The 21,228-nt window shown below is 54.7% G+C and carries 18 protein-coding genes and 3 tRNA genes; 13 read left to right on the top strand and 8 right to left on the bottom strand.

Features of this window, described 5'->3' with window-relative positions:
* Positions 1-10 precede the first annotated feature (10 nt).
* Positions 11-988, bottom strand: a complete 978-nt coding sequence (locus ACTQ4R_RS09985; protein ID WP_441628255.1) for a LysR family transcriptional regulator — start codon at positions 986-988, stop codon at positions 11-13.
* 354 nt (positions 989-1,342) lie between these two features.
* On the opposite strand from ACTQ4R_RS09985, the gene megL reads away from it, so the two are divergent.
* Positions 1,343-2,539 (top strand): methionine gamma-lyase, encoded by a 1,197-nt coding sequence (gene megL / locus ACTQ4R_RS09980; RefSeq protein ID WP_441628253.1) that lies wholly within the window; start codon positions 1,343-1,345, stop codon positions 2,537-2,539.
* A 390-nt stretch (positions 2,540-2,929) separates the two neighbouring features.
* Here the strand turns inward: megL and ACTQ4R_RS09975 are convergent.
* The 5 genes from ACTQ4R_RS09975 to ACTQ4R_RS09955 all read right to left on the bottom strand — a co-directional run bounded on the left by ACTQ4R_RS09975 (position 2,930) and on the right by ACTQ4R_RS09955 (position 5,754).
* Positions 2,930-3,017 (bottom strand) — tRNA-Leu (locus ACTQ4R_RS09975).
* Between the two features lie 58 nt (positions 3,018-3,075).
* A tRNA-Leu gene (locus ACTQ4R_RS09970) sits at positions 3,076-3,163 on the bottom strand.
* Between the two features lie 32 nt (positions 3,164-3,195).
* Positions 3,196-3,282: transfer RNA gene (locus tag ACTQ4R_RS09965), tRNA-Leu, on the bottom strand.
* 130 nt (positions 3,283-3,412) lie between these two features.
* Positions 3,413-4,801, bottom strand: coding sequence for a citrate synthase (locus tag ACTQ4R_RS09960; RefSeq protein ID WP_441628251.1), 1,389 nt, complete (start codon positions 4,799-4,801; stop codon positions 3,413-3,415).
* 236 nt (positions 4,802-5,037) lie between these two features.
* Positions 5,038-5,754, bottom strand: a complete 717-nt coding sequence (locus ACTQ4R_RS09955) for an NAD-dependent protein deacylase (protein WP_441628249.1) — start codon at positions 5,752-5,754, stop codon at positions 5,038-5,040.
* A gap of 39 nt (positions 5,755-5,793) precedes the next feature.
* Here ACTQ4R_RS09955 and ACTQ4R_RS09950 point away from each other — a divergent pair, with 39 nt between their 5' ends.
* Positions 5,794-6,129, top strand: coding sequence for an arsenate reductase family protein (locus tag ACTQ4R_RS09950; RefSeq protein ID WP_441628247.1), 336 nt, complete (start codon positions 5,794-5,796; stop codon positions 6,127-6,129).
* A gap of 44 nt (positions 6,130-6,173) precedes the next feature.
* Positions 6,174-7,037: a YihY/virulence factor BrkB family protein gene (locus tag ACTQ4R_RS09945; protein ID WP_441628245.1), complete on the top strand. Its 864-nt coding sequence runs from the start codon at positions 6,174-6,176 to the stop codon at positions 7,035-7,037.
* A 41-nt stretch (positions 7,038-7,078) separates the two neighbouring features.
* Here ACTQ4R_RS09945 and ACTQ4R_RS09940 read toward each other — a convergent pair whose 3' ends face one another.
* Positions 7,079-7,960 (bottom strand): DNA/RNA non-specific endonuclease, encoded by an 882-nt coding sequence (locus ACTQ4R_RS09940; RefSeq protein ID WP_441628243.1) that lies wholly within the window; start codon positions 7,958-7,960, stop codon positions 7,079-7,081.
* A 215-nt stretch (positions 7,961-8,175) separates the two neighbouring features.
* On the opposite strand from ACTQ4R_RS09940, the gene ACTQ4R_RS09935 reads away from it, so the two are divergent.
* From ACTQ4R_RS09935 to ACTQ4R_RS09925, 3 genes are read left to right on the top strand one after another with little or no spacing between them, the layout of a single operon-like run.
* The gene (locus tag ACTQ4R_RS09935; RefSeq protein ID WP_441628241.1) at positions 8,176-9,408 is read left to right on the top strand and encodes an aminopeptidase; all 1,233 of its coding nucleotides are present in this window, start codon (positions 8,176-8,178) and stop codon (positions 9,406-9,408) included.
* 22 nt (positions 9,409-9,430) lie between these two features.
* Positions 9,431-9,913, top strand: a complete 483-nt coding sequence (locus ACTQ4R_RS09930; RefSeq protein ID WP_441628240.1) for a gamma carbonic anhydrase family protein — start codon at positions 9,431-9,433, stop codon at positions 9,911-9,913.
* A 39-nt stretch (positions 9,914-9,952) separates the two neighbouring features.
* A complete protein-coding gene (locus ACTQ4R_RS09925; RefSeq protein WP_441628238.1) occupies positions 9,953-11,119 on the top strand; it encodes an AI-2E family transporter in 1,167 nt (388 codons plus the stop codon).
* Between the two features lie 37 nt (positions 11,120-11,156).
* Here ACTQ4R_RS09925 and ACTQ4R_RS09920 read toward each other — a convergent pair whose 3' ends face one another.
* A complete protein-coding gene (locus ACTQ4R_RS09920) occupies positions 11,157-11,858 on the bottom strand; it encodes a gamma-glutamyl-gamma-aminobutyrate hydrolase family protein (RefSeq protein ID WP_441628236.1) in 702 nt (233 codons plus the stop codon).
* A 230-nt stretch (positions 11,859-12,088) separates the two neighbouring features.
* On the opposite strand from ACTQ4R_RS09920, the gene ACTQ4R_RS09915 reads away from it, so the two are divergent.
* From ACTQ4R_RS09915 to ACTQ4R_RS09885, 7 genes are all read left to right on the top strand, one after another.
* Positions 12,089-12,307, top strand: coding sequence for a helix-turn-helix transcriptional regulator (locus tag ACTQ4R_RS09915; RefSeq protein ID WP_441628234.1), 219 nt, complete (start codon positions 12,089-12,091; stop codon positions 12,305-12,307).
* Complete coding sequence (locus ACTQ4R_RS09910) at positions 12,297-13,058, top strand: DUF3169 family protein (protein ID WP_441628232.1); 762 nt, start codon at positions 12,297-12,299, stop codon at positions 13,056-13,058. The genes ACTQ4R_RS09915 and ACTQ4R_RS09910 overlap by 11 nt, the downstream gene beginning before the upstream one ends.
* 490 nt (positions 13,059-13,548) lie before the next feature.
* On the top strand, positions 13,549-15,066 hold the full coding sequence (locus ACTQ4R_RS09905) for an N-6 DNA methylase (protein ID WP_441628230.1): 1,518 nt from the start codon (positions 13,549-13,551) through the stop codon (positions 15,064-15,066).
* A 4-nt stretch (positions 15,067-15,070) separates the two neighbouring features.
* Entirely contained in the window at positions 15,071-16,570 is a 1,500-nt protein-coding gene (locus ACTQ4R_RS09900; RefSeq protein WP_441628228.1) for a restriction endonuclease subunit S, read from the top strand.
* 9 nt (positions 16,571-16,579) lie between these two features.
* The gene (locus ACTQ4R_RS09895) at positions 16,580-17,761 is read left to right on the top strand and encodes an ATP-binding protein (RefSeq protein WP_441628226.1); all 1,182 of its coding nucleotides are present in this window, start codon (positions 16,580-16,582) and stop codon (positions 17,759-17,761) included.
* Positions 17,751-18,686 carry a DUF4268 domain-containing protein gene (locus ACTQ4R_RS09890; RefSeq protein ID WP_441628224.1) on the top strand — a complete coding sequence of 312 codons (936 nt, stop codon included), beginning with the start codon at positions 17,751-17,753 and terminating at the stop codon, positions 18,684-18,686. Before ACTQ4R_RS09895 ends, ACTQ4R_RS09890 begins: the two co-directional genes overlap by 11 nt.
* A 16-nt stretch (positions 18,687-18,702) precedes the next feature.
* Positions 18,703-21,201, top strand: coding sequence for a type I restriction endonuclease subunit R (locus tag ACTQ4R_RS09885; protein ID WP_441628222.1), 2,499 nt, complete (start codon positions 18,703-18,705; stop codon positions 21,199-21,201).
* Positions 21,202-21,228: the final 27 nt, after the last annotated feature.

The raw sequence follows: 21,228 nt of genomic DNA, 5'->3' as shown, positions 1-21,228 counted from the left end.
GATGTGTTCGTTATGGATTCGTATTTTCAAAACTCTTTCCCAGAGATTGGTGCATGGATTCCGTGAATCGGATGGAGTCCGCCACGGACTGCTCCAAAAGGCCCACGAACTGCTCCGCCTGCGGGGAGAGCTTGCTGTTTTTGGGAACGATCCAGCCGATGCGGACGCGAGTCTTTCCTGCTAAAGGAATGGAAACGACGCGCGGATTGCTGAGCCCCTCCGTCAACAGTCCGCTGCCGGTGGTAAAGGCGTCTGTCCGGGCCAGAACACTGATCATGGTGGAGCGGTTGTTGACATTGATGCATTTGGCAGGCTTTTTCAAAGACAGGATCTGGTATTCCTCGGAAAAATCCGTGGCCACGCCCTGGTCGTGTTCAAAGGAGACATACGGGTAGCCGGCCAGGTCCGAATCCGACACGTGGTCCAGCTTGGTCAAGGGGTGATCCGCCCGGACAAACACGCAGGGAGCCACGGCGGCGATCTCGTGAAACTCCAGCTCCCGGGAATCCAGCAGGCGGCGGATGATTTTTTCTGTCAGCTCCGTTAAGAAAATGACGCCCACATCCGCCCGGTGGTCGTATACGTCGTCAATAACGGCGTCCATGCCGGTCTCCTTGCTGGAAAAACAGAAGCGGTTCACATCTGTTGTTTCAAGCATCCGCAAAAAGGCGTCCTCTGTGAAGGGGTAGCGCTGGGTGGAAACAGAAAAACGGACGGGGGCGCTTGTGTTCCGGGCTTCTCCGTAGAGACTTTCGATCCGCTTTTTCTGCTCCAGCAGGGAGACGGCATAGCTGAGAAATTCCTTCCCCTCCGGCGTGAACTCCACACCCCGGTTGCTGCGGACGAAAAACTGGATGCCCAGTTCTTCCTCCAATTCCCGGACGGCGGTGGAAATGCCGGACTGGGAGAGAAAGAGCTTGTGAGCCGCTTTATTGATGGAGCCGCATTTTGAGATCTCTACAACATAGGTCAGTTGCTGAAAGGTCATGATACACCTCCTAAAATACATGGATAGCCATTGCCCATTATAGGGCACTTCCTGCGGGAAGTCAAACATGTTATTAAAAAAAGCGGTAACAGATTGCGGAAATCCCATACTAACACCTTGCGGAAAAGCGTGATAGTATATAGTCAGAAGTTGATAAAAACTCAAAAATAAAATTTGATGTTTATAGTCAACATCACCACGTTTCCGCAGATAACATCCCTTTTCTCTCTAAATTCTCTCTCCCGACCTGTTAAAAACGGAAAATACAGCAGATAGCGAAATTTTGAACGCAGAAATAACAATCCGCCGGTGAAAGACACTGGGGCGGACCGGAAAGAAAGGACGGAACTTATTATGAACACTGAGAAGAAGATGGGCTTTGCCACTCGCCAGATCCACGTGGGCAAGGTGAAGAACGCTGCCGGTTCCCTGTGTGATCCCATTTATCAGACCTCTACCTTTGAGTTTGATTCTGTGGAGCAGGGCGGTGCCCGCTTCGCCGGCCAGGAGGATGGCTACATCTATTCCCGCCTGGGCAACCCCACCGTGGCGACCGTGGAGGCGAAGATGGCCTCTTTGGAAGGCGGCGAGGCCGCGCTGTGCACCGCTTCCGGCATGGGCGCCATTTCTTCCGCCCTGTGGAGCGCCGTGGTGGCCGGTGATGAGATCATCGCTGACGAGACCCTGTACGGCTGCACCTATGCTCTGCTGAACCACGGCATGGCCAAGTTCGGCGTGAAGGTCACCCTCACCGACCTGACCAAGATCGAGAATCTGAAGAACGCCTTGAGCGACAAGACCAAGGTCGTTTATTTCGAGACTCCCTGCAACCCCACTTTGAAGCTGCTGGACATTGAACTGATCGCCAAGACCGCCCACGAGTATAACCCCGCCATCCGGGTCATCGTGGACAACACCTTCTGCACCCCCTACGTGCAGCGTCCCTTGAGCCTGGGCGCCAACGTGGTGGTCCACAGCGCTACCAAGTACCTCAACGGCCACGGCGATGTCATCGCGGGCGTCATCGTCAGCGATGCCGAGTTTGTGACCCAGTGCCGTATGTTCGGCTTGAAGGATATGACCGGCGCCGTTATGAGCCCCTTCAACGCTTTCTTGATGGCCCGCGGCATGAAGACCCTGGATATCCGCATGGAGCGTCACTGCGCCAACGCCAAGAAGGTGGCGGAATTCCTGGCCAGCCATCCCGCTGTTGAGAAGGTCTACTATCCCGGCCTGGAGAGCTTTGAGGGCCATGAGATCGCCGAGAAGCAGATGCGCCTGCCCGGCGGCATGATCTCCATTGAGCTGAAGGCCGACCGCGCCGCCACCGCCGCCGCTCTGAACAAGCTGGAGCTGTGCACCATCGCCGTCTCCCTGGGCGACGCCGAGACCCTGGTGGAGCATCCCGCCACCATGACCCACTCCACCTATACCTCCGAGGAGCTGAAGACCGCCGGTATCTCCGAGGGCCTGGTCCGCATCAGCGTGGGCCTGGAGGATCCCGAGGACATCATCGCCGACTTCAAGGCTGTTCTGGATACCTTGGTGTAAGCCATACTGGACTCTCCCCCAGTACTACCCATATACATCTCCCAAACGCAAAGGGACCTGCCATTCGGCAGGTCCCTTTGCGTTGCTGCGATACATAACTACTTCAACCAATGATGGTTCACAAACCAAACAGAACCCCAGGGGGCTGCATCCGAAAGCGGGGAGCAGGGAGAATGAGCGCGCTCTGACTTAAAAAAGTCGGAGCAAGCGATATGCAGCTTGCTCCGAGGTGGAAAGCGTGAATACTTTCGAGGCGCAGGCTTTTAAGCCTGCACCAAAAACCCAACCGCGAATCCAGCGAAGCGAATCGCGGTTGGAAAGGAGGAGCAGTGGAATGAGCGCGCTCTGACTTAAAAAGTCGGAGCAAGCGATATACAGCTTGCTCCGACGTGGTGCGCGAGGAGGGACTCGAACCCTCACGTGCGTAATGCACACTAGAACCTGAATCTAGCGAGTCTACCAATTCCACCACTCGCGCGTATATATGCAGTTAAGACCCCACAAGGGGACCCACCGGAATTGCTTCCGGTGGGATTTGGTGCGCGAGGCGGGACTTGAACCCGCACGTCCGTAAAGGACACTAGAACCTGAATCTAGCGAGTCTGCCAATTCCACCACTCGCGCATAGAGCGGTCATCTTTTAGGGATTTCCGAACTGGTGCGGCTGACGGGATTTGAACCCACACGTCGATTCGGACACCAGCACCTCAAGCTGGCCTGTCTACCAGTTCCAGCACAGCCGCAAATGAATACTCCCTGGAAAAGACTGCTTGATTATTATAGCCAGAACCGGCGACAATGTCAACCATAATTTTTGCTTTTCCAAAAATATTTTTCTCCCGCCGGTCTCCGGCGGGAGAAAACAAAGGGGCCTTATCGGCGCTCCATGGGAACGTAGGAGCGGTGCTCTTCCACGCACTCGTAACGGGGGCGGATCAGCTTGCCGCCGGCGGACAGCTCCTCCATCCGGTGGGCGCTCCAGCCGGAGATACGGGCCACGGCGAACAGGGGGGTGTACAGCTCCATGGGCAGGCCCAGCATCTCGTAGACAAAGCCGCTGTAAAAGTCAATGTTGGTGGAGAGGACGCTCTTGTGCTGCCGTTCCATCAAAAGCTGCTTGCCGATGGTCTCCACACTGTTGTACAGGGCCAGCTCCCGCTCCCGGTGCTTTTCGTGGGCCAGGCGGGTCACATAGTCCCGGAACACCTCGCACCGGGGGTCTGTTTTCGTGTAGACGGCATGGCCCAGGCCATAGATGAGGCCGCTGCCGTCGAAGGCCTCCTTGTTCAAAATGCGGGTCAGATAGTCCGTCACGCAGTCCTCGTCGGCCCAGTCCCGCACATGGGTCTTGATGTCAGACATCATGGCCATGACCTTGCTGTTGGCACCGCCGTGGCGGGGGCCCTTCAAGGAGGCCATGGCGGCGGCGATGGCGGAATAGGTGTCCGTCCCGGAGGAGGTGACCACGTGGTTGGTGAAGGTGGAGTTGTTGCCGCCGCCGTGGTCCGCGTGGAGCACCAGAGCCACGTCCAGGGTTCGGGCCTCCAACTCCGTGTAGCTGCGGTCCTCCCGCAGCATCCGCAAGAAGTTTTCCGCCGTGGACAGCTCCGGCAGGGGCACGTGGATGAACAGGCTCTCGCCCTGGCTGTACCGCCAGGCCTGGTAGGCGTAAATGGCCAGCACCGGCATGTTGCTCATCAGCTGCAGGCACTGGCGCAGCACGTTTTCAAGGCCGATGTCGTTGGGCTTGTCGTCATAGCAAAACAGCGTTAAAATAGCACGCTGCATGGTGTTCATCAAGTCCTGAGGCGGGTTTTTCAAAATGACGTCCCGGAAGAAGTTGGTGGGCAGGGTGCGGTACGAGGCCAGCTGCACGCAGAAATCCTGCAGCTGCTCCTTTGTGGGCAGCTCGCCGAACAGCAGCAGATACGCCGCCTCCTCAAAGGCAAAGCGGCCCCGCTTCGCGGACCCCTTCACGATTTCCCGGCAGTCGATACCGCGATAGTACAAAATACCGTCGGAAGGGGCAATGTGCTCCCGGTCAGCGGCATCCATATACACGTTGTAGGACTGGATCTCCGCCACGCGGGTCAGACCCGTGAGAACACCGCGGCCGTCTTCATTCCGCAGGCCCCGCTTGACATTGTACTCCTTGTACAGTCTGGGATCGATGAAATTCTTTTTCTCCCACTGCTCCTTCAGGGACAAAATGGCGGGGGTGATCTCGCAGTAGGCGTTTTCGCGGTTTTCTTTCCAAATCATGGGGAGGGACTCCTTTCGGTGACGGCGGCGGCACGCTCTTTTTGCAATATTAACATGATGCACTTTCATTTTCAACGGAAAAATAACTGAAAATTTTAAAAAATTTTCTTGTTTTTGCATGAATGATACGATGCACCTGCATTTTTAAAAGAGACTTTTGGTAAAAATGACGCCATCCCGGTTGGGATGGCGTCGTTTTTGGACGGACATTTGTGATTTTGTACAAAGACACACCCTTACAGCTGTGCCAGCGTTTCGCCGATCGGGTCGGTGATGACCAGGTCCGCCGCCAGGTCCCGGCTGACCGCGGATTTGTTGATGAGGACCAGCTTGTGGCCCCGGTAATCATTAATGAGGCCAGCGGCGGGCCAGACGTTCAGAGAAGTGCCGCCGATGATGAGCATGTCGGCCTGGTGAATGAAGCGGACGGCGTCATCCATGGTCTGCTGGTCCAGTCCCTCCTCGTACAGCACCACGTCGGGCTTGATCCGACCGCCGCACTGGCAGCGGGGAACGCCCTGGGACCCGAGGATGAAGTCCAGGCCGTAAAACTTGCCGCAGGCTTCGCAGTAGTTCCGGTGGACGCTGCCGTGGAGTTCCAGCACACGCTTGCTGCCGGCGGCCTGGTGGAGGCCGTCAATGTTCTGGGTGATGACCGCCTTCAGCTTGCCCTCGGCCTCCCACTGGGCCAGCTTGTGGTGGGCGGCGTTGGGCTTGGCGTCGGGAGCCAGGAGCTTGGCCCGGTAGAAGCGGAAAAATTCTTCGGGGTTGCTTTCGTAAAAGGTATGGCTTAAAATCACTTCAGGCGGATATTTCCACTCTTGATGGTATAATCCGCCGGTGCTGCGAAAGTCCGGGATGCCGGACTCCGTGGAAACGCCGGCACCGCCGAAAAACACGATATTGTCGGAGCTGTCCACCAGCTCCTTCAGCTTTTTTGCGCTTTCCGTCATGGAAATCCCTCCAGTTTATGAAGATAAGGAGCATGCGTGATGAATATTCAGATCTTTGGTTCCTCCAAGTCCTTTGACACGAAGAAGGCTGAGCGCTGGTTCAAGGAGCGCCGCATCAAGTACCAGTATATTGATGTCCCTTCAAAGGGATTATCCCCCCGGGAATACCAGTCCGTCAAGCAAAAAGTTGGCTTTTCGGCCCTGGTGAACACAAAATGCCGGGCCTATGAGGACCTGTTCATGGCCTATATCACCCCGGACGCCCAGGAGGAAAAGCTCCTGGAGCACCCGGAGCTTTTTCAAACGCCCATCGTTCGAAACGGAAAAGAGGCGACGGTGGGGTATTGCCCGGACGTATGGGCGAAGTGGGAGTAAGGAACGGCTCTGTTCATATACTACCGGGAAAGGAGGGCTGCCTTGTGAAAGCCCTGTCGCCGCCGAAAAACCGCTTTCTGCGGACCATTTATCTGATGGTCCGGCGGTATCTGCGCCACAATGTTGGTATCCAGAGCGCCGCCCTGGCCTTTTACCTGCTGTTTATGATCTTTCCCTTTCTGATTTTTATCAGCGCCCTGCTGGGTATTTTACAGCTGGATGTGGCGGCCATCCTGGGGGCGCTGGAGGAGATCCTGCCCCGGGAGGTAGTGGAGATCGCCGGCGTGTACCTGCGGTATGTCCGGGCCAACCCCAGTGTGAAGCTGCTGGTGTTCGGACTGGTGTTTTCCATCTATTTTCCCATGCGGGCGGCCAACGCCCTCATGCGCTCCGTGCGGACGGCCTACCATCTGGGACCGCCCCGGAACCCGGCGCTGCACCAAATGAAGAGCCTGGTGTACACGGTGGTGCTCATCTTGACCATCGTTTTGACGCTGGCCGCCATGACGGTGGGCGAGCGGATGCTGGCCTACGCGGTGGTCCATTTCCGCCTGCCGGCCTTCCTGGCGGAGCTGTGGGTCCGACTGCGGTATCCGGCGGCGGGACTGTCGGGCTATTTCGCGCTGTCCTTTCTGTACGGCCTGGCCCAGGACCAGCGGCGGCCCTGGCGGGACCTGTGGCCGGGGACGCTGTTTTCCCTGGCGGCCTGGATGGCGCTTTCGGTGTTGTACTCCCTGTATGTGGACAATTTTGCCGACTACTCCCTGCTGTACGGCTCCATCGGAACAGTGATCGTGCTGATGATCTGGCTGTATCTGAGCGCCGTGACCCTCATTATGGGCGCGGAGCTCAACGGCACGCTCATCAGCCTGCGCAAGGACGGAAAAGACGCGGACAGAGGAAGATGAAAAGAGAGGCCGGACCCGATCGGGTCCGGCCTCTTCGGCTTTTACGGTTGGCACTGGCCGCAGGGGGAATATCCCTGGGCCAGCAGCGCCTCCCGGCTGCCGGTGTATTCCCGCCGGTTTTCCGCCTTGATGTCCGCGGCGCCGGCGCAGCCGGGGTCGTGGAACTTCATGGAGCGGGTGTTGAGAATGTAGGTGAAAGCGGCGGGCTCCGCCTCCGCTTCACCGGCGGAGGCTTCTCCCTCCGGGCGGCTTTCGCCGGTGGCGTAGTCGATGATGACACCGGGCTGGACGTTGTAGACATAGACGGAAAAACAGACGCCCCGGCCGCCGTCCTCCAGGGACAGGGCCTCCATCCACACGCCCCGGGCCACCAGCTCCGTGCCCTGAAAGTCCGGCGTCACCCGGTAGAGGACGTGGCTGCCGGTTTCCCGGACGTAGTCGGCCACCTGGTTTTCAAAGGGCAGCATGCCCTCCACGTTCAGATACCGGGTGCCGGTGATGAGGTTTTGCGCATTGGCGTTTTCCCCTGTCAGCTGATAGCCGATGAGGTGGCAGCGGTTGTAGAGGTACTTTCCGTCCACGCAGTCGTATTTTGCCAGCTGCCAGCCGCTGGGCTTCACCTGGCCGATGGGACCCCGTTCCTCCGTGGGCATCAGGTCTCTGCCCACACAGGCATAGGCGGCGCCGCAGCGGCCCAGGGCGTCCAGAGGACTGTAGACTTCAAAGGAGGTCCCGTCCAGCTGGCTGGTGTCAAAATCCGGCTGGTTTCCGTTGACTTCCACCCAGGGGCTGCCGGAGTAGGCAGGAAGGGCATCTTCCACGGCCGGGGAGCTGTCCGCGGAAGAGGAGGGGAGGTACAGGTGTGCGCATACTGCCAGACAGCACAGCAGCAGGGGCGGCAGTACACGGCGGATGAATTTCATGATGCTTCCTTTCCAGTATGGCGCGATAGGGACAAGTCCGCATTATACTACAATCCTTCCTTCCGGACCAGCCCGAAGCGAAAAGTTTACGGAATGTTGATTGTTGGCGCGGCGAAGGAAGTATACTATAAAGAACAGCGATTCTCTTTACTTTACAGGGGAAATCCTCTAAAATAACAGTCAATCAGCATCACACGGAAAGGATGACGGACTTGATGGATGAAAAATTGAAAGAGTATGCCCAGCTGCTGGTAAGGGTGGGGCTGAATGTGCAGAAGGGGCAGCGGATGATCATCTCCTGCCCGGTGGAGTGCGCCTGGTTCGCCCGGATGTGCGCCCAGGAGGCCTACGACGCCGGCTGCAAGGAAGTGGTCATGAACTGGCACGATGATGCCATGACCCGGATGAAGTACCTCCGGGCCGGCGAGGAGGTATTCGACACGGTGCCCGACTGGCGCAGCCATTTCTTCAATGACTACGCCAAGGAGGGGGCGGCATATCTGGCCATCTCCGCCACGGACCCGGAAAATCTGAAGGGGGTGGACCCCCAGCGCATCGTCCGGTCCCAGCAGGCCAGCGGCAAGGCGCTGAAGGATTTTGACCGGCTGCAGATGTGCGGCGGCTTCCCCTGGTGCATCGCCTCCATTCCCATTCCCAGCTGGGCCACGCGGGTATTCCCAGGCGTGGGAGAGGACGCGGCTATGGAAAAGCTGTGGGACGCCATTTTCCAGGCGGTCCGCATCAGCGGCGACGGCACCTGTGTGGATAGGTGGCACGGGCACCTGTCTACCCTCCATGAGCGGATGGAGAAAATGAACGCGCTGAACTTCAAGTCCCTCCACTACACCAACTCCCTGGGCACGGACTTGACCGTCCAGCTGCCGGAGGGCCACATCTGGGAGGCCGGCAACGACGTGACCCTCTCCGGCCAGGAGTATATCGCCAACATCCCCACGGAGGAGCTGTTCACGGCACCCTTGAAAACCGGCGTCAACGGCGTGGTCTATTCCTCCATGCCCCTGGTGAACGACGGCAACATCATTGACGGCTTCCACTTCGTGGTCAAGGACGGCAAAATCGTGGAGGTCCACGCGGAAAAGGGGGAGGAGTCCTTGAAGGGCGCCATCTCTCTGGACGAGGGCGCCAGCTACTTCGGTGAGGTGGCGCTGGTCCCCTACGACAGCCCCATCTCCAACCAGAAGATCCTGTTCTACAACACCCTCTTTGACGAGAACGCCGCCTGCCACATCGCCTTTGGCGAGGCGTATCCCTGCTTGAAAGGCGGCCAGGAAATGAGCAAGGAGGAGCTGAAGGCCCGGGGCCTCAACGACTCCATCACCCATGTGGACTTCATGGTGGGCACGCCGGACCTGTCCATCGTGGGCACCACCCACGACGGGCGGGAGATCCCCGTGTTCGTAAACGGCAATTTCGCGCCGGATATTTGAAAGAGAGAAAGAGGTTACCGCCATGGCTTATCCGAAGAAAACTTTTGACGAGACCGTCATGATCGCCGAGGGCGCCCGCGTGGGCGGGGACGTGACCCTGGGCAAGTACGTGAACATCTGGTACAACGCCGTCCTCCGGGGCGACGAGGGCGCCATCACTGTGGGGGAGGAGACCAACATCCAGGACGGCGCCGTCCTCCACGAGGAGACCGTGGTGGGCAAGGGCTGCACCATCGGACACAACGCCATCGTCCACGGCTGCACCGTGGGAGACAACACCCTGGTGGGCATGGGAGCCATTATCCTCAACGGCGCCAAGGTGGGCAGCAACTGCATCGTGGGCGCCGGCGCCCTGGTCACCGGCAAGATGGACGCCCCGGACGGCGTCATGCTCCTGGGCAGTCCCGCCAAGGTGGTCCGTCCCTTGACGGAGGCGGAGATCGAGAGCAACCGGGCCTCCGCCCGGGGTTACCTCCACGCGGCGGAGCAGTACCGCAAGGGCTGAGACACCGCCGCCGGAACGGACCCGGAAAGGAACCGACATATGGAGTGGAACAAACAAAATCTGAAAGGCGCCCTGCTGGTGGTCTGCGGCGGCGCGGCGTTTTACGCCGCACTTCAGCATCTGGGCGTGGTGGCGTCTGCCCTGGCGGCGCTGGCGGGCATGCTGTCGCCCTTCCTGCTGGGGGGCGCCATCGCCTTTGTGCTGAACGTGCCCATGCGGGCCATTGAGCGGAACCTGTACCCCAAGGCCAAGCGGGGCGCCGGACTGCGGCGGCCCCTGGCCCTGGTGATGACGCTGCTGGCGGTCACCGGCGTGCTGGTGCTGGCCTTCTGCGTCATCGGCCCTGGTGTGGGGGAGGCGGTGTCCGCCATTGCCGCGGAGGTGCCCGCCGCGCTGCGGCGGCTCCAGGAGCAGCTGACGGCCTTGGAGGAGTATCTGCCCATGCTGGAGGCATGGATGGAGGACCTGGAGCTGAACATCCAGTGGAGCGAGCTTTCCAAAAAGGCGCTGGCCCTGGTCCAGAGCATGGGCACCAGCCTGCTCACCTCCGGCGGCGGCCTCATGGTGGGCGTGGTCAGCGGCGTGAGTACCTTCGTCATCGGCCTCATTTTCTCGTTCTATATCCTGCTGCAAAAGGAGCGGCTGGCCCGGCAGGGCCGGCAGGTGCTCTACGGCCTTTTGCCGGAGCGGCGGGCGGACCGGGCACTGGCGGTGCTGCGGCTGGCGAACCGGACCTTTTCCAGCTTCCTCTCCGGCCAGTGCACGGAGGCGGTCATCCTGGGCACCATGTTCGCGGTGTCCATGACGCTGCTGCGCCTGCCCTACGCCCTGCTGGTGGGCGTTCTCATCGCCTTGACGGCCCTCATTCCCATCGTGGGCGCTTTCATCGGCTGCGGCGTGGGGGCGCTGCTCATCGCCGTGGCGGACCCCTGGAAGGCGTTGATCTTTGTCGTGCTGTTTTTGGTGCTGCAGCAGGTGGAGGGAAATCTCATCTATCCCCATGTGGTGGGGTCCTCCGTGGGCCTGCCCTCCATCTGGGTGCTGGCCGCCGTCACCCTGGGCGGGAAGCTCCTGGGCGTCATGGGCATGCTGCTGTTCATCCCGCTGTGCTCCGTGCTGTACGCCCTGTTCCGGGATTATGTGAAGGGGCGGCTGCGGGAGAGAAACGTGCCTGCCGAAAAGTGGCGGGACGTACCGAAACCGTGAAAAAAAGAGACCTGCGGAGCTCCGCGGGTCTCTTTTTTCAGCAGTGTTCCACCAGCGCCCGGAAGATGGCGGCGCCGGCGGGGTCCGAGCGGAAGCTGAACTCCGGGTGCCACTGGACCGCCAGCAAAAAGGGGTGGTCCGGGCAGACGGCGGCCTCCACCAAGCCGTCGGGGGACCAGGCCTCCGCTCGCAGAGAGGGCGCCAGACGGCGGACGGCTTGGTGGTGGTAGCTGTTGACCCTCAGCTCCTCCCGCCCTGTTAGGCGGCGCAGGGTGCCGCCCTCCGCCAGCCGGACCGTGTGGCAGGGCCGGTCATAGGGGGGCTTCATGACGTGGGGGATGGGGCTGGGATGCTCCGTGGGCAGGTCCTGGTACAATGTGCCGCCCAGCAGGATATTCATCAGCTGCAGTCCCCGGCAGATGCCCAGCATGGGCGTTCCCTCCGCCATGGCCAGGCGGAACAGCCCCGCCTCCAGGGCGTCCCGGCGGGGACAGGGGACGCCGCACCGGGGAGAGAACGCCTCACCGTACAACGCCGGGTCCACGTCCTGGCCGCCGGTGAACAGCAGCCCGTCGCAAAGGGTGTACAGCTGGCGGATGTCCGCCTCGTCCGCCTCCAGGGGCAGCACCACCGGCAGGGCACCGGCGGAGCGGAGGCCGTCCAGGTAGTCCGGCAGCATCCAAATGCTGTTCTTTTCGTCGTCCCACAGGGGGATGACGCCGATTAAGGGCTTTTTCATAGAACCTCCATCTCCGCTGAAAGCGGTGCTTAGACAAACAGCGCACAGAGCATCCCCTCTGCGCGCCGCTGCGATTTCTGCGCTTTAGTATAGCGAAAAAAAGGAAAGGTGTCAATGCGAAAAAAATTTGCAAACAGCTATTGACAAGAATAGTTGTCAGTGTTATCCTCTAAATGACAAGAAAAATTGTCAACTTGACAGAAAAAGTTGTCATGAAAGGAGGAAGCGCAATGCCGCTTTACAACCGGCTGAAGGAGTACCGGGCCAGGCTCGGCGTGAACCAGCAGGAGATGGGCGCCCTGGCGGGGGTGTCCCGCCAGACCATCAGCCAGATCGAGCGGGGGGATTATTCCCCGTCGGTGACGCTGGCGCTGAAGCTGGCGAAGATCTGCCAGGTGTCCGTGGAGGATATTTTTTCCTATGAGGAGGATGGAAGCAATGGAGAATAATACAGTGAAAAAAGACAACCGGAAGGCGCTGCCGAAATTTTTTCTGATCCTGCTGGGGGCCGCTGTGTTCGGCGGTGTGGCGGGCTTCGCGGCGGGGTGGCTGGGCCATGACAGCCTGTCTGAAGTCTTGACCGCTGCCGTTACCGGCTGGCTGACGGCCACGGCGCCCTGGGCCATGGCGGTGACCAGCGTGGTGTCCCTCGCTGCCATCGTTTGGCTGTACCGCTCCGCGAAAAAGCGCTGCGACAGCTGGGACGGCGAGGACGAGTTGCCTATGGAGCAGGCGGAGGAGAAGCTGAGCTGGGGCATGATGGCCGCCAGTGTGCAGGTGGTGCTGGACATGTTTTTCTTTGCCGCGGCGGTGGTTGCTGATAATATGGCGGCCCTTGCCGGCGTGGCGGTTTTCATCCTGTCCGTCGCGCTGCTGACGGTATCCCAGCAGAAGCTGGTGGACCAGGTCCGCCGGATGAACCCGGAAAAGCAGGGCAGCGTCTACGACGTGCACTTCAACAAGAAGTGGCTGGCCAGCTGCGACGAGGCGGAGCAAAAGCAGATCGGCCAGGCGGCCTACAAGGCCTACCACACGGTGAACGTGGCCTGCCCCCTCCTGTGGTTGGCCCTGGTGCTGCTGAGCTACGCCTTTGACTTCGGCTTGCTGATGCCGGCGTTCACGGTGTGCCTGCTGTGGCTGCTGCTGAACGTGACATACAGCCTGGAGGCCATTCGCCTGAGCCGCAGAAAGGCCCAATAAAACGCATTCCGTAAAAGGGGTTCTCCGCTTTTGAGCGTGGGTGCTGAAAAAATTTGTCCTTAATTTTTACCCCCCTCTCCACTTTTCAACGTGGGCGATTTTTTCGAGTATTGGCAAGACACAGATATTCGGTATCCTAAATACACAAAAGAACACAAAATAAAGGGACACCTATCCGGCAATACCCCGGGCAGGTGTCCTTTTTTATTTTGAACATCAAATAGTCCCAATCAAACAATCAAGAATAGTCTCAATTTTGTCCTGCTTATCCGCTTCCAATCCATCGAGCTTACTTTTCTAAGTCAAAATACATTGATTCAGAAAGAATTATGTTGATGTTTCAATCAAAATATGCTATAATCAATTTATCTAAAAACCAAATTTTTCGAAAAAAGGGGACCCCTTTTTTCATGCCGTGAGTTCACGGCATGATACCTCTCTCGTAACCATTGAGAGAGGATAGGGACCTCCTGAAAAGGAGAAATAACCTATGAGCTTGTCGAATCTGATTAAACGGTTGCAGGACATCATGCGGAAAGATAGCGGAGTGGATGGCGATGCTCAGCGTCTCGCCCAGATTGTCTGGCTTATCTTTCTGAAAGTCTATGACTACAAGGAAGAGGAGGCTGAACTGGAGGATGATTATATCCCCGTTATTCCTGAGGGATATCGGTGGCGTGACTGGGCTTTTGGAGAATCCGTCAAGACCCAGATGACCGGACCAGACCTGCTGAATTTTGTCAACAATGAACTGATTCCTGTTCTTGGCGGCAATGCCATCACAAAGGATGGCAAGCAGGTCATTCCTTTCGACAAGACTGACGCCAGAAGTATGCTGGTAAAGGAAGTCATGGGTGATGCCACGAACTACATGAAAAACGGTTATCTGCTCCGTGACGTTGTTAATCTGTTTAATGAGGTTGACTTCGAAGATTCCAGTGAGGCCCATGAATTCAACGATATGTACGAAGGGCTGCTGCGTGGACTCCAGAGCGCTGGAACCATGGGCGAGTTTTATACGAACCGGGCAATTACAACCTTTGCCATTGAGAAAGTTGACCCGCAGATTGACGGTGTGCTGGCAGATTGGGCCGCTGGCACAGGCGGTTTCCTGATTTCGGCTCTGGAGCATATGCAGAAGCAGGTTAAGCCAGGTGATACCGAAGCACAGAAAAAGCTGCAAAATGCAGTTCGCGGCGGCGAATTGAAACCGTTGGCGTATAAGCTGAATGTCACAAACCTTCTGCTCCATGGCATTGAACTTCCGAACATTCGTTATGGCGACTCTCTTGCTGAGAAGAATTTGGGCGACTTCCATGGCAGTGACCTTGTGGAATATTGTGCTCTCAATCCCCCTTACGGTGGAGTTGCTCTGCCCGAGGATATTCAAAGTTTCCCGTCAGATTTGCGTTCTTCCGAAACCGCTGACCTTTTTGTTGCTCTGTCCGTAAAGCGGTTGAAAAACGGTGGGCGGGGTGTTATCGTCCTGCCTGACGGTTTCCTGTTTGGAAACGACAACGCCAAGGTTGCCATCAAGAAGTATTTGATGAAGGAGTGCAATCTGCACACCATCATTCGGTTGCCTCAGTCCTGCTTTGCTCCCTATACCTCCATCGCCACGAACCTTCTGTTCTTCAACAAGGGTGAATCCACGCAGGAGGTTTGGTTCTATCGGCTGGATATGCCGGAAGGCTATAAGCACTTCAGCAAAACCAAACCTATGAAGAGAGAGCATTTCGATTGTGTCCGTGAATGGTGGGGTAATCGTACCGAAATTCAGGACGAAAAGGCTGACGAGGCGATGTCTGTCACCTATAAGGCCAAGAAATACACGATTGACGAAATCGCTGGCAATAACTACAACCTTGACCTCTGTGGTTATCCGACGGAGGATAAGGTGATTCTGTCTCCTGAGGAAACTATGTCCAACTTTGTGGCCCGCCGGGAGGAATTGGACCGCATCATGGACCAAAAGCTGGTAGAGATAAAAGCGTTGCTGGAGGTGTGAGCCTATGACCATTTGTGATGACCTTAGACAGTCCGTTCTTCAGGCTGCGATTCAGGGCAAGCTGACTCAGCAGTTGCCGGAGGATGGGACTGCTGCTGATTTCTTGGCTTCTATCAAGGCGGAGAAGGAGAATCTCATTAAAGAGAAGAAAATAAAAAAAGAGAAGCCGTTGGCACCGATTTCTGAGGATGAGATTCCGTTCGATATTCCTGAAAGCTGGGTATGGACGCGCTTGCAAAGTGTAGTTAATATTCGTTCTGCATCACGGGTTCACCAGTCAGACTGGAGGACATCAGGGATTCCATTCTATCGGGCAAGAGAAATCGTTAAATTATCAAAATATAATTCAGTCGATAATGAACTTTTTGTTGATGAAGAGTTATATAACAAATATGCCTCATTATCAGAAGTCCCCGTGGCAGGAGACTTAATGGTTTCTGGCGTTGGTACATTAGGTGCATCATATATCGTCAAAGAAACGGATAAATTCTACTACAAGGACGCAAGTGTACTATGTTTTGAAAACAGATTTGGCATTTTCTCAAGATTTTTGAAGATGATGTTAGAATCTCCGTGGTTACATTCTCAAATCTACGCACCAGAGGCATATGGAACAACGGTTGCAACACTTACAATGGAAAGGGCCAACCAATTTCTGATTCCATTACCTCCCCTCGCCGAACAGCACCGCATCGTTGCTCGTGTTGATGAACTCATGGCAAAGATTGATGAGCTGGAGACGGTGGAGAAAGAGCTGGTTGCGCTGAAAAAGGCTTTTCCCGGCGACATGAAGGCTTCTCTGCTTCAGGCTGCCATGCAGGGCAAGCTGACTCAGCAGTTGCCAGAGGATGGCTCTGCGGCGGATTTGCTGGCTTCTATTGGAGCAGAGAAAGAACAGCTTATCAAAGAGAAGAAAATCAAGAAAGAGAAGCCGCTGGCACCGATTTCTGCGGATGAGATTCCGTTTGAGATTCCCGAGAATTGGGAATGGGTAAGGCTTTCATATATCGGCGAAATTGTTGGCGGAGGCACTCCAAAAACAGAAGTCCCTTCATATTGGGATGGAGATATTCCATGGCTTACTCCTGCTGACATGAAAAATGTCATGAGCCGTTATGTAAAAAATGGAGAGCGATTTATTACTGAGGAAGGTTTGGCTAATTCCTCTTCGCGGCTCATGCCAAAGGGAACTGTTTTATATTCCAGTCGCGCTCCTATCGGGTATATTGCTATTTCGGAAAATGATATTTGCACAAATCAAGGGTTTAAGTCCGTTGTTCCATATATCCATGGTTTGAGTGAGTATTTGTATTACGCAATCATTCAGGCAACTCCCGGTATAGTCAAAAGAGCGTCAGGAACCACTTTTAAGGAAATCTCTGGCTCCGAATTTGGCAAGACGGTTATACCACTTCCACCTCTCGCCGAGCAGAAGCGCATTGTTGAAAAGCTGGACGAGCTCCTGCCTCTCTGTGATGCCCTGAAGGAAGATGGCGTGGCGTAAGGATGCACTATGGACTTCTACGAAACGATTGGCGAGTTGATTGACAGTGGTCGAGAAGACGACCATTGGGACTTCAAACAGCAGTACCACACCAACAAAGCCGAGCTTATCCATGACATCATCTGCATGGCAAATAACCGTTCCGGCAAGGATGGTTACATCATTTTCGGCGTTAAAGACGAACCAAAAGGTGAAATCTGCGGTGTCGAAAATGATGTAAACCGCCGGACGCAGCAGCAGATAATCGACCTGATTCAGTCCCCAAAACTGAAATGGGCCTTTGGTGTCTATCCCGCTGTTGAACTGAGGACCATGCGGGCTGGGAAGCATGAAATTGATGTGCTTATCATCAAAAGCTCATTTGACGTCCCATACTATCTGACCGAAGATTATTCTTATAGGCTGGAAGGGGGCAGCCCTCGGATTGTCCGGGCAAACTACATTTATACTCGAGTCCGTGACACCAACACCCCGATGGATAGATGCGCCACCCCGTATCAGGTAGAATCGCTGTGGAAGCATCGGTTCGGTCTTGACCTTACGCCTTTGGAACAGATGCGGCAGAAATTGCGGTCACGGGAAGAATGGAATTCATATGTGGATGATGACACTGGTGATGAAGTCTATTACAACAGATTTTCTCCTGAATACACCATAAGAGAGCGCAAGATAGAAGACCCATCGCATAATCCATTTTACTCCTATGCACAATGCAACGAATCGACCGGGTTCTATACGCTTTCTCTGCTGTACCGCTCAACGGTACTGGCAAAGATGGAGATGGTCGCTTTGGATAGCGGCAGATATTGCACACCATCCCCGGATATTTCGTTTGTTCATAGTCCTGAAAATCACGTTATTGCCAAATATCAATACCGATATTTTCTGCAAGATAGTCTCGAATATGATGTGCAGCAATTCCTCTATGACCCCGAGGATTCGGAAGAGGTGTATGCAAAGCGGAACTTTGATGATGTTGTCTTGTATTTCAAAAGCAAGCGTGATGAAGAATGCTTCCTTGCAGATTTGGAACGGCGTCCAGAGAGACTGGATGATTACTTAAAGCAAGAAGAGGAACCTCCTGTCTATACTGGGGATGAAAACCTCAACAAAAAATATGCAAAAATGATTCAAGTGTCTCGGGCTTTGAAACGTTTTCAAAAAGATTGGGAGAAACGATATGGCTATTAAAGCAAAACTGGGTTCCATGACCCAAATAACGAATCTGCGTTCGGTGTGGCCCAACGAGGCATCTGATTTTACCCCGTGGCTGGCTGAAAACATGGAACTGCTCAACGAGGCCACCGGGCTTTCTCTGGAACTGGTGGAACAGGAATCTGCCGTCGGCAGTTTCTCTCTTGACGTATTGGCGCAGGATACTGAGACTGGCGCCAACGCTGTCATTGAGAATCAGTTGGAAGATACCAACCACGACCACTTAGGGAAGCTCCTGACCTATGCAGCAGGCAAGGAAGCCAAGTACATTATCTGGATAGTAAAAGCCGCCAGAGAGGAGCATAGAGCCGCCATTGAGTGGCTGAATAGCAATACCGTAGACGGCGTTGGCTTTTTCCTCATTGAAATCCAGCTTTGGAGCATTGACGGCTCCGCCCCGGCGCCGAAGCTGAACGTAGTGGAACAGCCAAACGACTGGGCTAAAATCATCAAGCGGCCTTCCGGCAGCCAAGGTGGCGCCGCCGTCCAATTCAAATATGATTATTGGACCGCCTTCAATGATTATGCGTTCCAGAACACGACCTTCGCATCGGCCTTCAACCGTCATAAAGCGTCCTCCGACCATTGGTACACCCTGAATATTGGTTCCTCCGAGGCGCACATTTCTCTGTTGGTCAACACAAAGGCAAATGTCATTGCTGTGGAATTGTCTATCACAAATAGCAAAGCCCTCTATGACAGCCTTGCTGCTCACAAGGATGAAATCGAATCGTCTATCGGTACGAAGTTGGATTGGAGACGGCTCGACAAGAAAAAGGCGTGCCGCATTTTGATGGAGAAAACAGCAGACCTCAAAGATTCTGAGAAACAAAAGGAACAGTTTGAATGGTTCATGGAAAATGCCTTAGCTTTCAAAAAAGCGTTTTCTAAGTATCTGTAACGGAGGGTGATTTGTTATGCCAGTTACTATCGACCCTGAGCAGCAGAAAAATGAAGAGACTACAAAGCTCCGCTATATCACTCCTGTCATTCTTGAACGCTGGCAGGACGTGGATAAAATCCTGATGGAATATTATTTCACCGATGGTCGCATTGCCGTCGATGAATATAACATGGCTCACCGTGGAAAGCCGAAGAAGGCGGACTATCTGCTCCTGTTCCGTGATAATATTCCTCTGGCAATCGTTGAGGCAAAGGCTATCGACCATGCGGCTGATGAGGGATATTCGCAGGCCATTGATTACGCACGGATTTTGGATGTCCCCTTCGCGTATGCTACCAACGGCGATGACCTCATCGAGAAAGATATGATTTCTGGGCTGAACAGGACCATGAAAATCAAGGATTTCCCGACCGCTGATGAACTGTGGGAGAGATACCAGAAGGAAGCCAACATCAGCGAAGTGGAGGCGGATGTCTATACATATCCGTATTACGTTACTTCCACAGGTAAGAAGCCCCGCTACTACCAGCGTATTGCTATCAACCGGGCCGTGAAAGCCATTATGGAGGGAGCCACTCGTATCCTCATCGTGATGGCAACCGGGACGGGCAAGACCTATACAAGTTTTCAAATCGTTTATCGTTTTTGGAAAACCCGCACTTTCAAGAAAATCCTGTATTTAGCTGACCGCAATATTCTGATTGACCAGACAATGCGGAAGGACTTCAAGCCGTTCGCGGAAGCTATGGAGAAAATTGATAATAAGAATATCAATACATCCAAAGAGGTATTCCTTGGGCTGTATCAGCAGCTCAAGACGGGCGGACGCAACGGTGAAGAAGGACACGATTATTATAAACAGCTCCCCAGAGACTTTTTCGACCTTATAATCGTTGACGAGTGTCATCGCGGTTCTGCGTCGAGAGATTCCAACTGGCATGATATTCTGGCTTATTTCTCCTCTGCGGTACAGATTGGCATGACTGCGACCCCGAAAGATGGCGGAATTCAAGAGGCCATCCTTGCGGAGGAAGAAGCTCGTGCGGAGTATAACGCCGCTGTCGCAGTTAACGATTATGAAGCAATTACCCGTGCAAGAAAGGCTGTTGAGAAGGCTATTGCCAAGCGTGAAAAAGCGGAAGATGAGTGCAATGCTGCGTATTTCGGCAATCCTATCTATACATACTCTCTAAAGCAGGGAATCGAAGATGGCTTCCTCGCTCCGTACAAGGTTATCGGAGTTGAATTGAACATTGATAAGTATGGCTATTATCCGCCCAAGGGAATGAAGGATGTTGACGGGAATCCTGTGGAAGACCGTCTGTATACACAGGAGGATTTTGACCGCAAAATCGTTGTGGTTGAACGCCGTGAGATGGTAGCAAAGCGTATCAGTGACTTTATGAAGGCCAACGATATGAGATATGCCAAGACCATCGTTTTTTGCGAGGACATCCCTCATTGTCAAGAGATGGTGCATTTGCTTGAAAACGAGAACGCCGACCTCGTTGCAGAGGATTCTCGCTATATCATGCAAATCACGGGCGATAATGAGATTGGGAAGGCTCAGTTGGACAACTTTATTGACCCGTCTTCAAAATATCCCGTAATTGCCGTTACGAGCCGTCTGATGAGTACAGGTGTCGATGCTGAGACCTGTGAGATTATTGCTTTGGACCGTATTATAGGTTCTATGACGGAGTTTAAGCAAATCATTGGGCGGGGGACTCGCATCAAGCAGCAGTACGAGTGTGATGGAGAGGAAAAGTCCAAGATGTATTTCACCATTCTGGACTTCCGAAAGAACTATCTGAAGTTTAATGACCCTGCATTTGATGGTACGCCTGTTACTGTTACAAGTGTCCCTGAAGGCAATGATTTCCCCAAGCCTCCTATCAAGCCGGACCCTGAAACACCGCCTGCACCACCTGCTATCAAACATCGTGTTGCTCGCGTGAATGGCGTAGATGTGAATATTGTCGGAGAGGATGTTCAGTATCTCGACCTGAACGGAAATCTTGTGACACAAAATATTTCCTCCTGTATTCGCAATAACATCATCACTCAATATCCCACATTTGAGGACTTCCGTGCAGCATGGTTGCTGGCAAATGATAAAGCTCGCTTCGCGGCAGAATTGTTGCTTGGCATCGACTGGGGTCCTGGATATAAAGTCCAGTATGGTTATACGGTGGATGATTTCGACATTATTGCTCACATGGGCTACGATATCGAACCGCCCATGAGTAAACATCAGAGAACCCAGTCTGCTGCCATTGCAAAGTATCTGGAGAAATTTGATGACGAGAAGCGAGAGGTTATTCGGCTTCTTTTGGATGCCTATGCGGAGACCAATTTCACAAATCTCAAGGATATTAAGAACATCTTCTCTCAGCCTCAATTCACAGATATCGGACTTACTCCGCTGAAAGTTGTGAAACAGATTTTCGGAGGAAAGGACAAGTATTTTAAGTGCCTAAATGAGATTGAGAATAAGTTGTATGAGGAATGATGTGTAATTTGTGCGAATCTCCTCAAA

Origin of the sequence: Dysosmobacter sp. Sow4_B12 (assembly GCF_052116665.1) — a bacterium.
GTDB lineage: Bacteria > Bacillota > Clostridia > Oscillospirales > Oscillospiraceae > Oscillibacter.
Note: the sequence above shows the minus strand (reverse complement) of the source record. Positions and strands in the feature narration are given on the sequence as shown.

Excerpts from the sequence above, each read along its gene's own strand:
- ACTQ4R_RS09955 (WP_441628249.1), bottom strand. The coding sequence starts at position 5,754 with ATGACGGAAAGCGCAAAAAAGCTGAAGGAGCTGGTGGACAGCTCCGAC.
- ACTQ4R_RS09910 (WP_441628232.1), top strand. The coding sequence starts at position 12,297 with ATGGAGAATAATACAGTGAAAAAAGACAACCGGAAGGCGCTGCCGAAA.
- ACTQ4R_RS09885 (WP_441628222.1), top strand. The coding sequence starts at position 18,703 with ATGCCAGTTACTATCGACCCTGAGCAGCAGAAAAATGAAGAGACTACA.
- ACTQ4R_RS09930 (WP_441628240.1), top strand. The coding sequence starts at position 9,431 with ATGGCTTATCCGAAGAAAACTTTTGACGAGACCGTCATGATCGCCGAG.
- ACTQ4R_RS09940 (WP_441628243.1), bottom strand. The coding sequence starts at position 7,960 with ATGAAATTCATCCGCCGTGTACTGCCGCCCCTGCTGCTGTGCTGTCTG.
- ACTQ4R_RS09890 (WP_441628224.1), top strand. The coding sequence starts at position 17,751 with ATGGCTATTAAAGCAAAACTGGGTTCCATGACCCAAATAACGAATCTG.
- ACTQ4R_RS09915 (WP_441628234.1), top strand. The coding sequence starts at position 12,089 with ATGCCGCTTTACAACCGGCTGAAGGAGTACCGGGCCAGGCTCGGCGTG.
- ACTQ4R_RS09900 (WP_441628228.1), top strand. The coding sequence starts at position 15,071 with ATGACCATTTGTGATGACCTTAGACAGTCCGTTCTTCAGGCTGCGATT.
- ACTQ4R_RS09985 (WP_441628255.1), bottom strand. The coding sequence starts at position 988 with ATGACCTTTCAGCAACTGACCTATGTTGTAGAGATCTCAAAATGCGGC.
- ACTQ4R_RS09960 (WP_441628251.1), bottom strand. The coding sequence starts at position 4,801 with ATGATTTGGAAAGAAAACCGCGAAAACGCCTACTGCGAGATCACCCCC.
- ACTQ4R_RS09925 (WP_441628238.1), top strand. The coding sequence starts at position 9,953 with ATGGAGTGGAACAAACAAAATCTGAAAGGCGCCCTGCTGGTGGTCTGC.
- ACTQ4R_RS09935 (WP_441628241.1), top strand. The coding sequence starts at position 8,176 with ATGGATGAAAAATTGAAAGAGTATGCCCAGCTGCTGGTAAGGGTGGGG.
- ACTQ4R_RS09905 (WP_441628230.1), top strand. The coding sequence starts at position 13,549 with ATGAGCTTGTCGAATCTGATTAAACGGTTGCAGGACATCATGCGGAAA.
- megL (WP_441628253.1), top strand. The coding sequence starts at position 1,343 with ATGAACACTGAGAAGAAGATGGGCTTTGCCACTCGCCAGATCCACGTG.
- ACTQ4R_RS09895 (WP_441628226.1), top strand. The coding sequence starts at position 16,580 with ATGGACTTCTACGAAACGATTGGCGAGTTGATTGACAGTGGTCGAGAA.
- ACTQ4R_RS09950 (WP_441628247.1), top strand. The coding sequence starts at position 5,794 with ATGAATATTCAGATCTTTGGTTCCTCCAAGTCCTTTGACACGAAGAAG.
- ACTQ4R_RS09920 (WP_441628236.1), bottom strand. The coding sequence starts at position 11,858 with ATGAAAAAGCCCTTAATCGGCGTCATCCCCCTGTGGGACGACGAAAAG.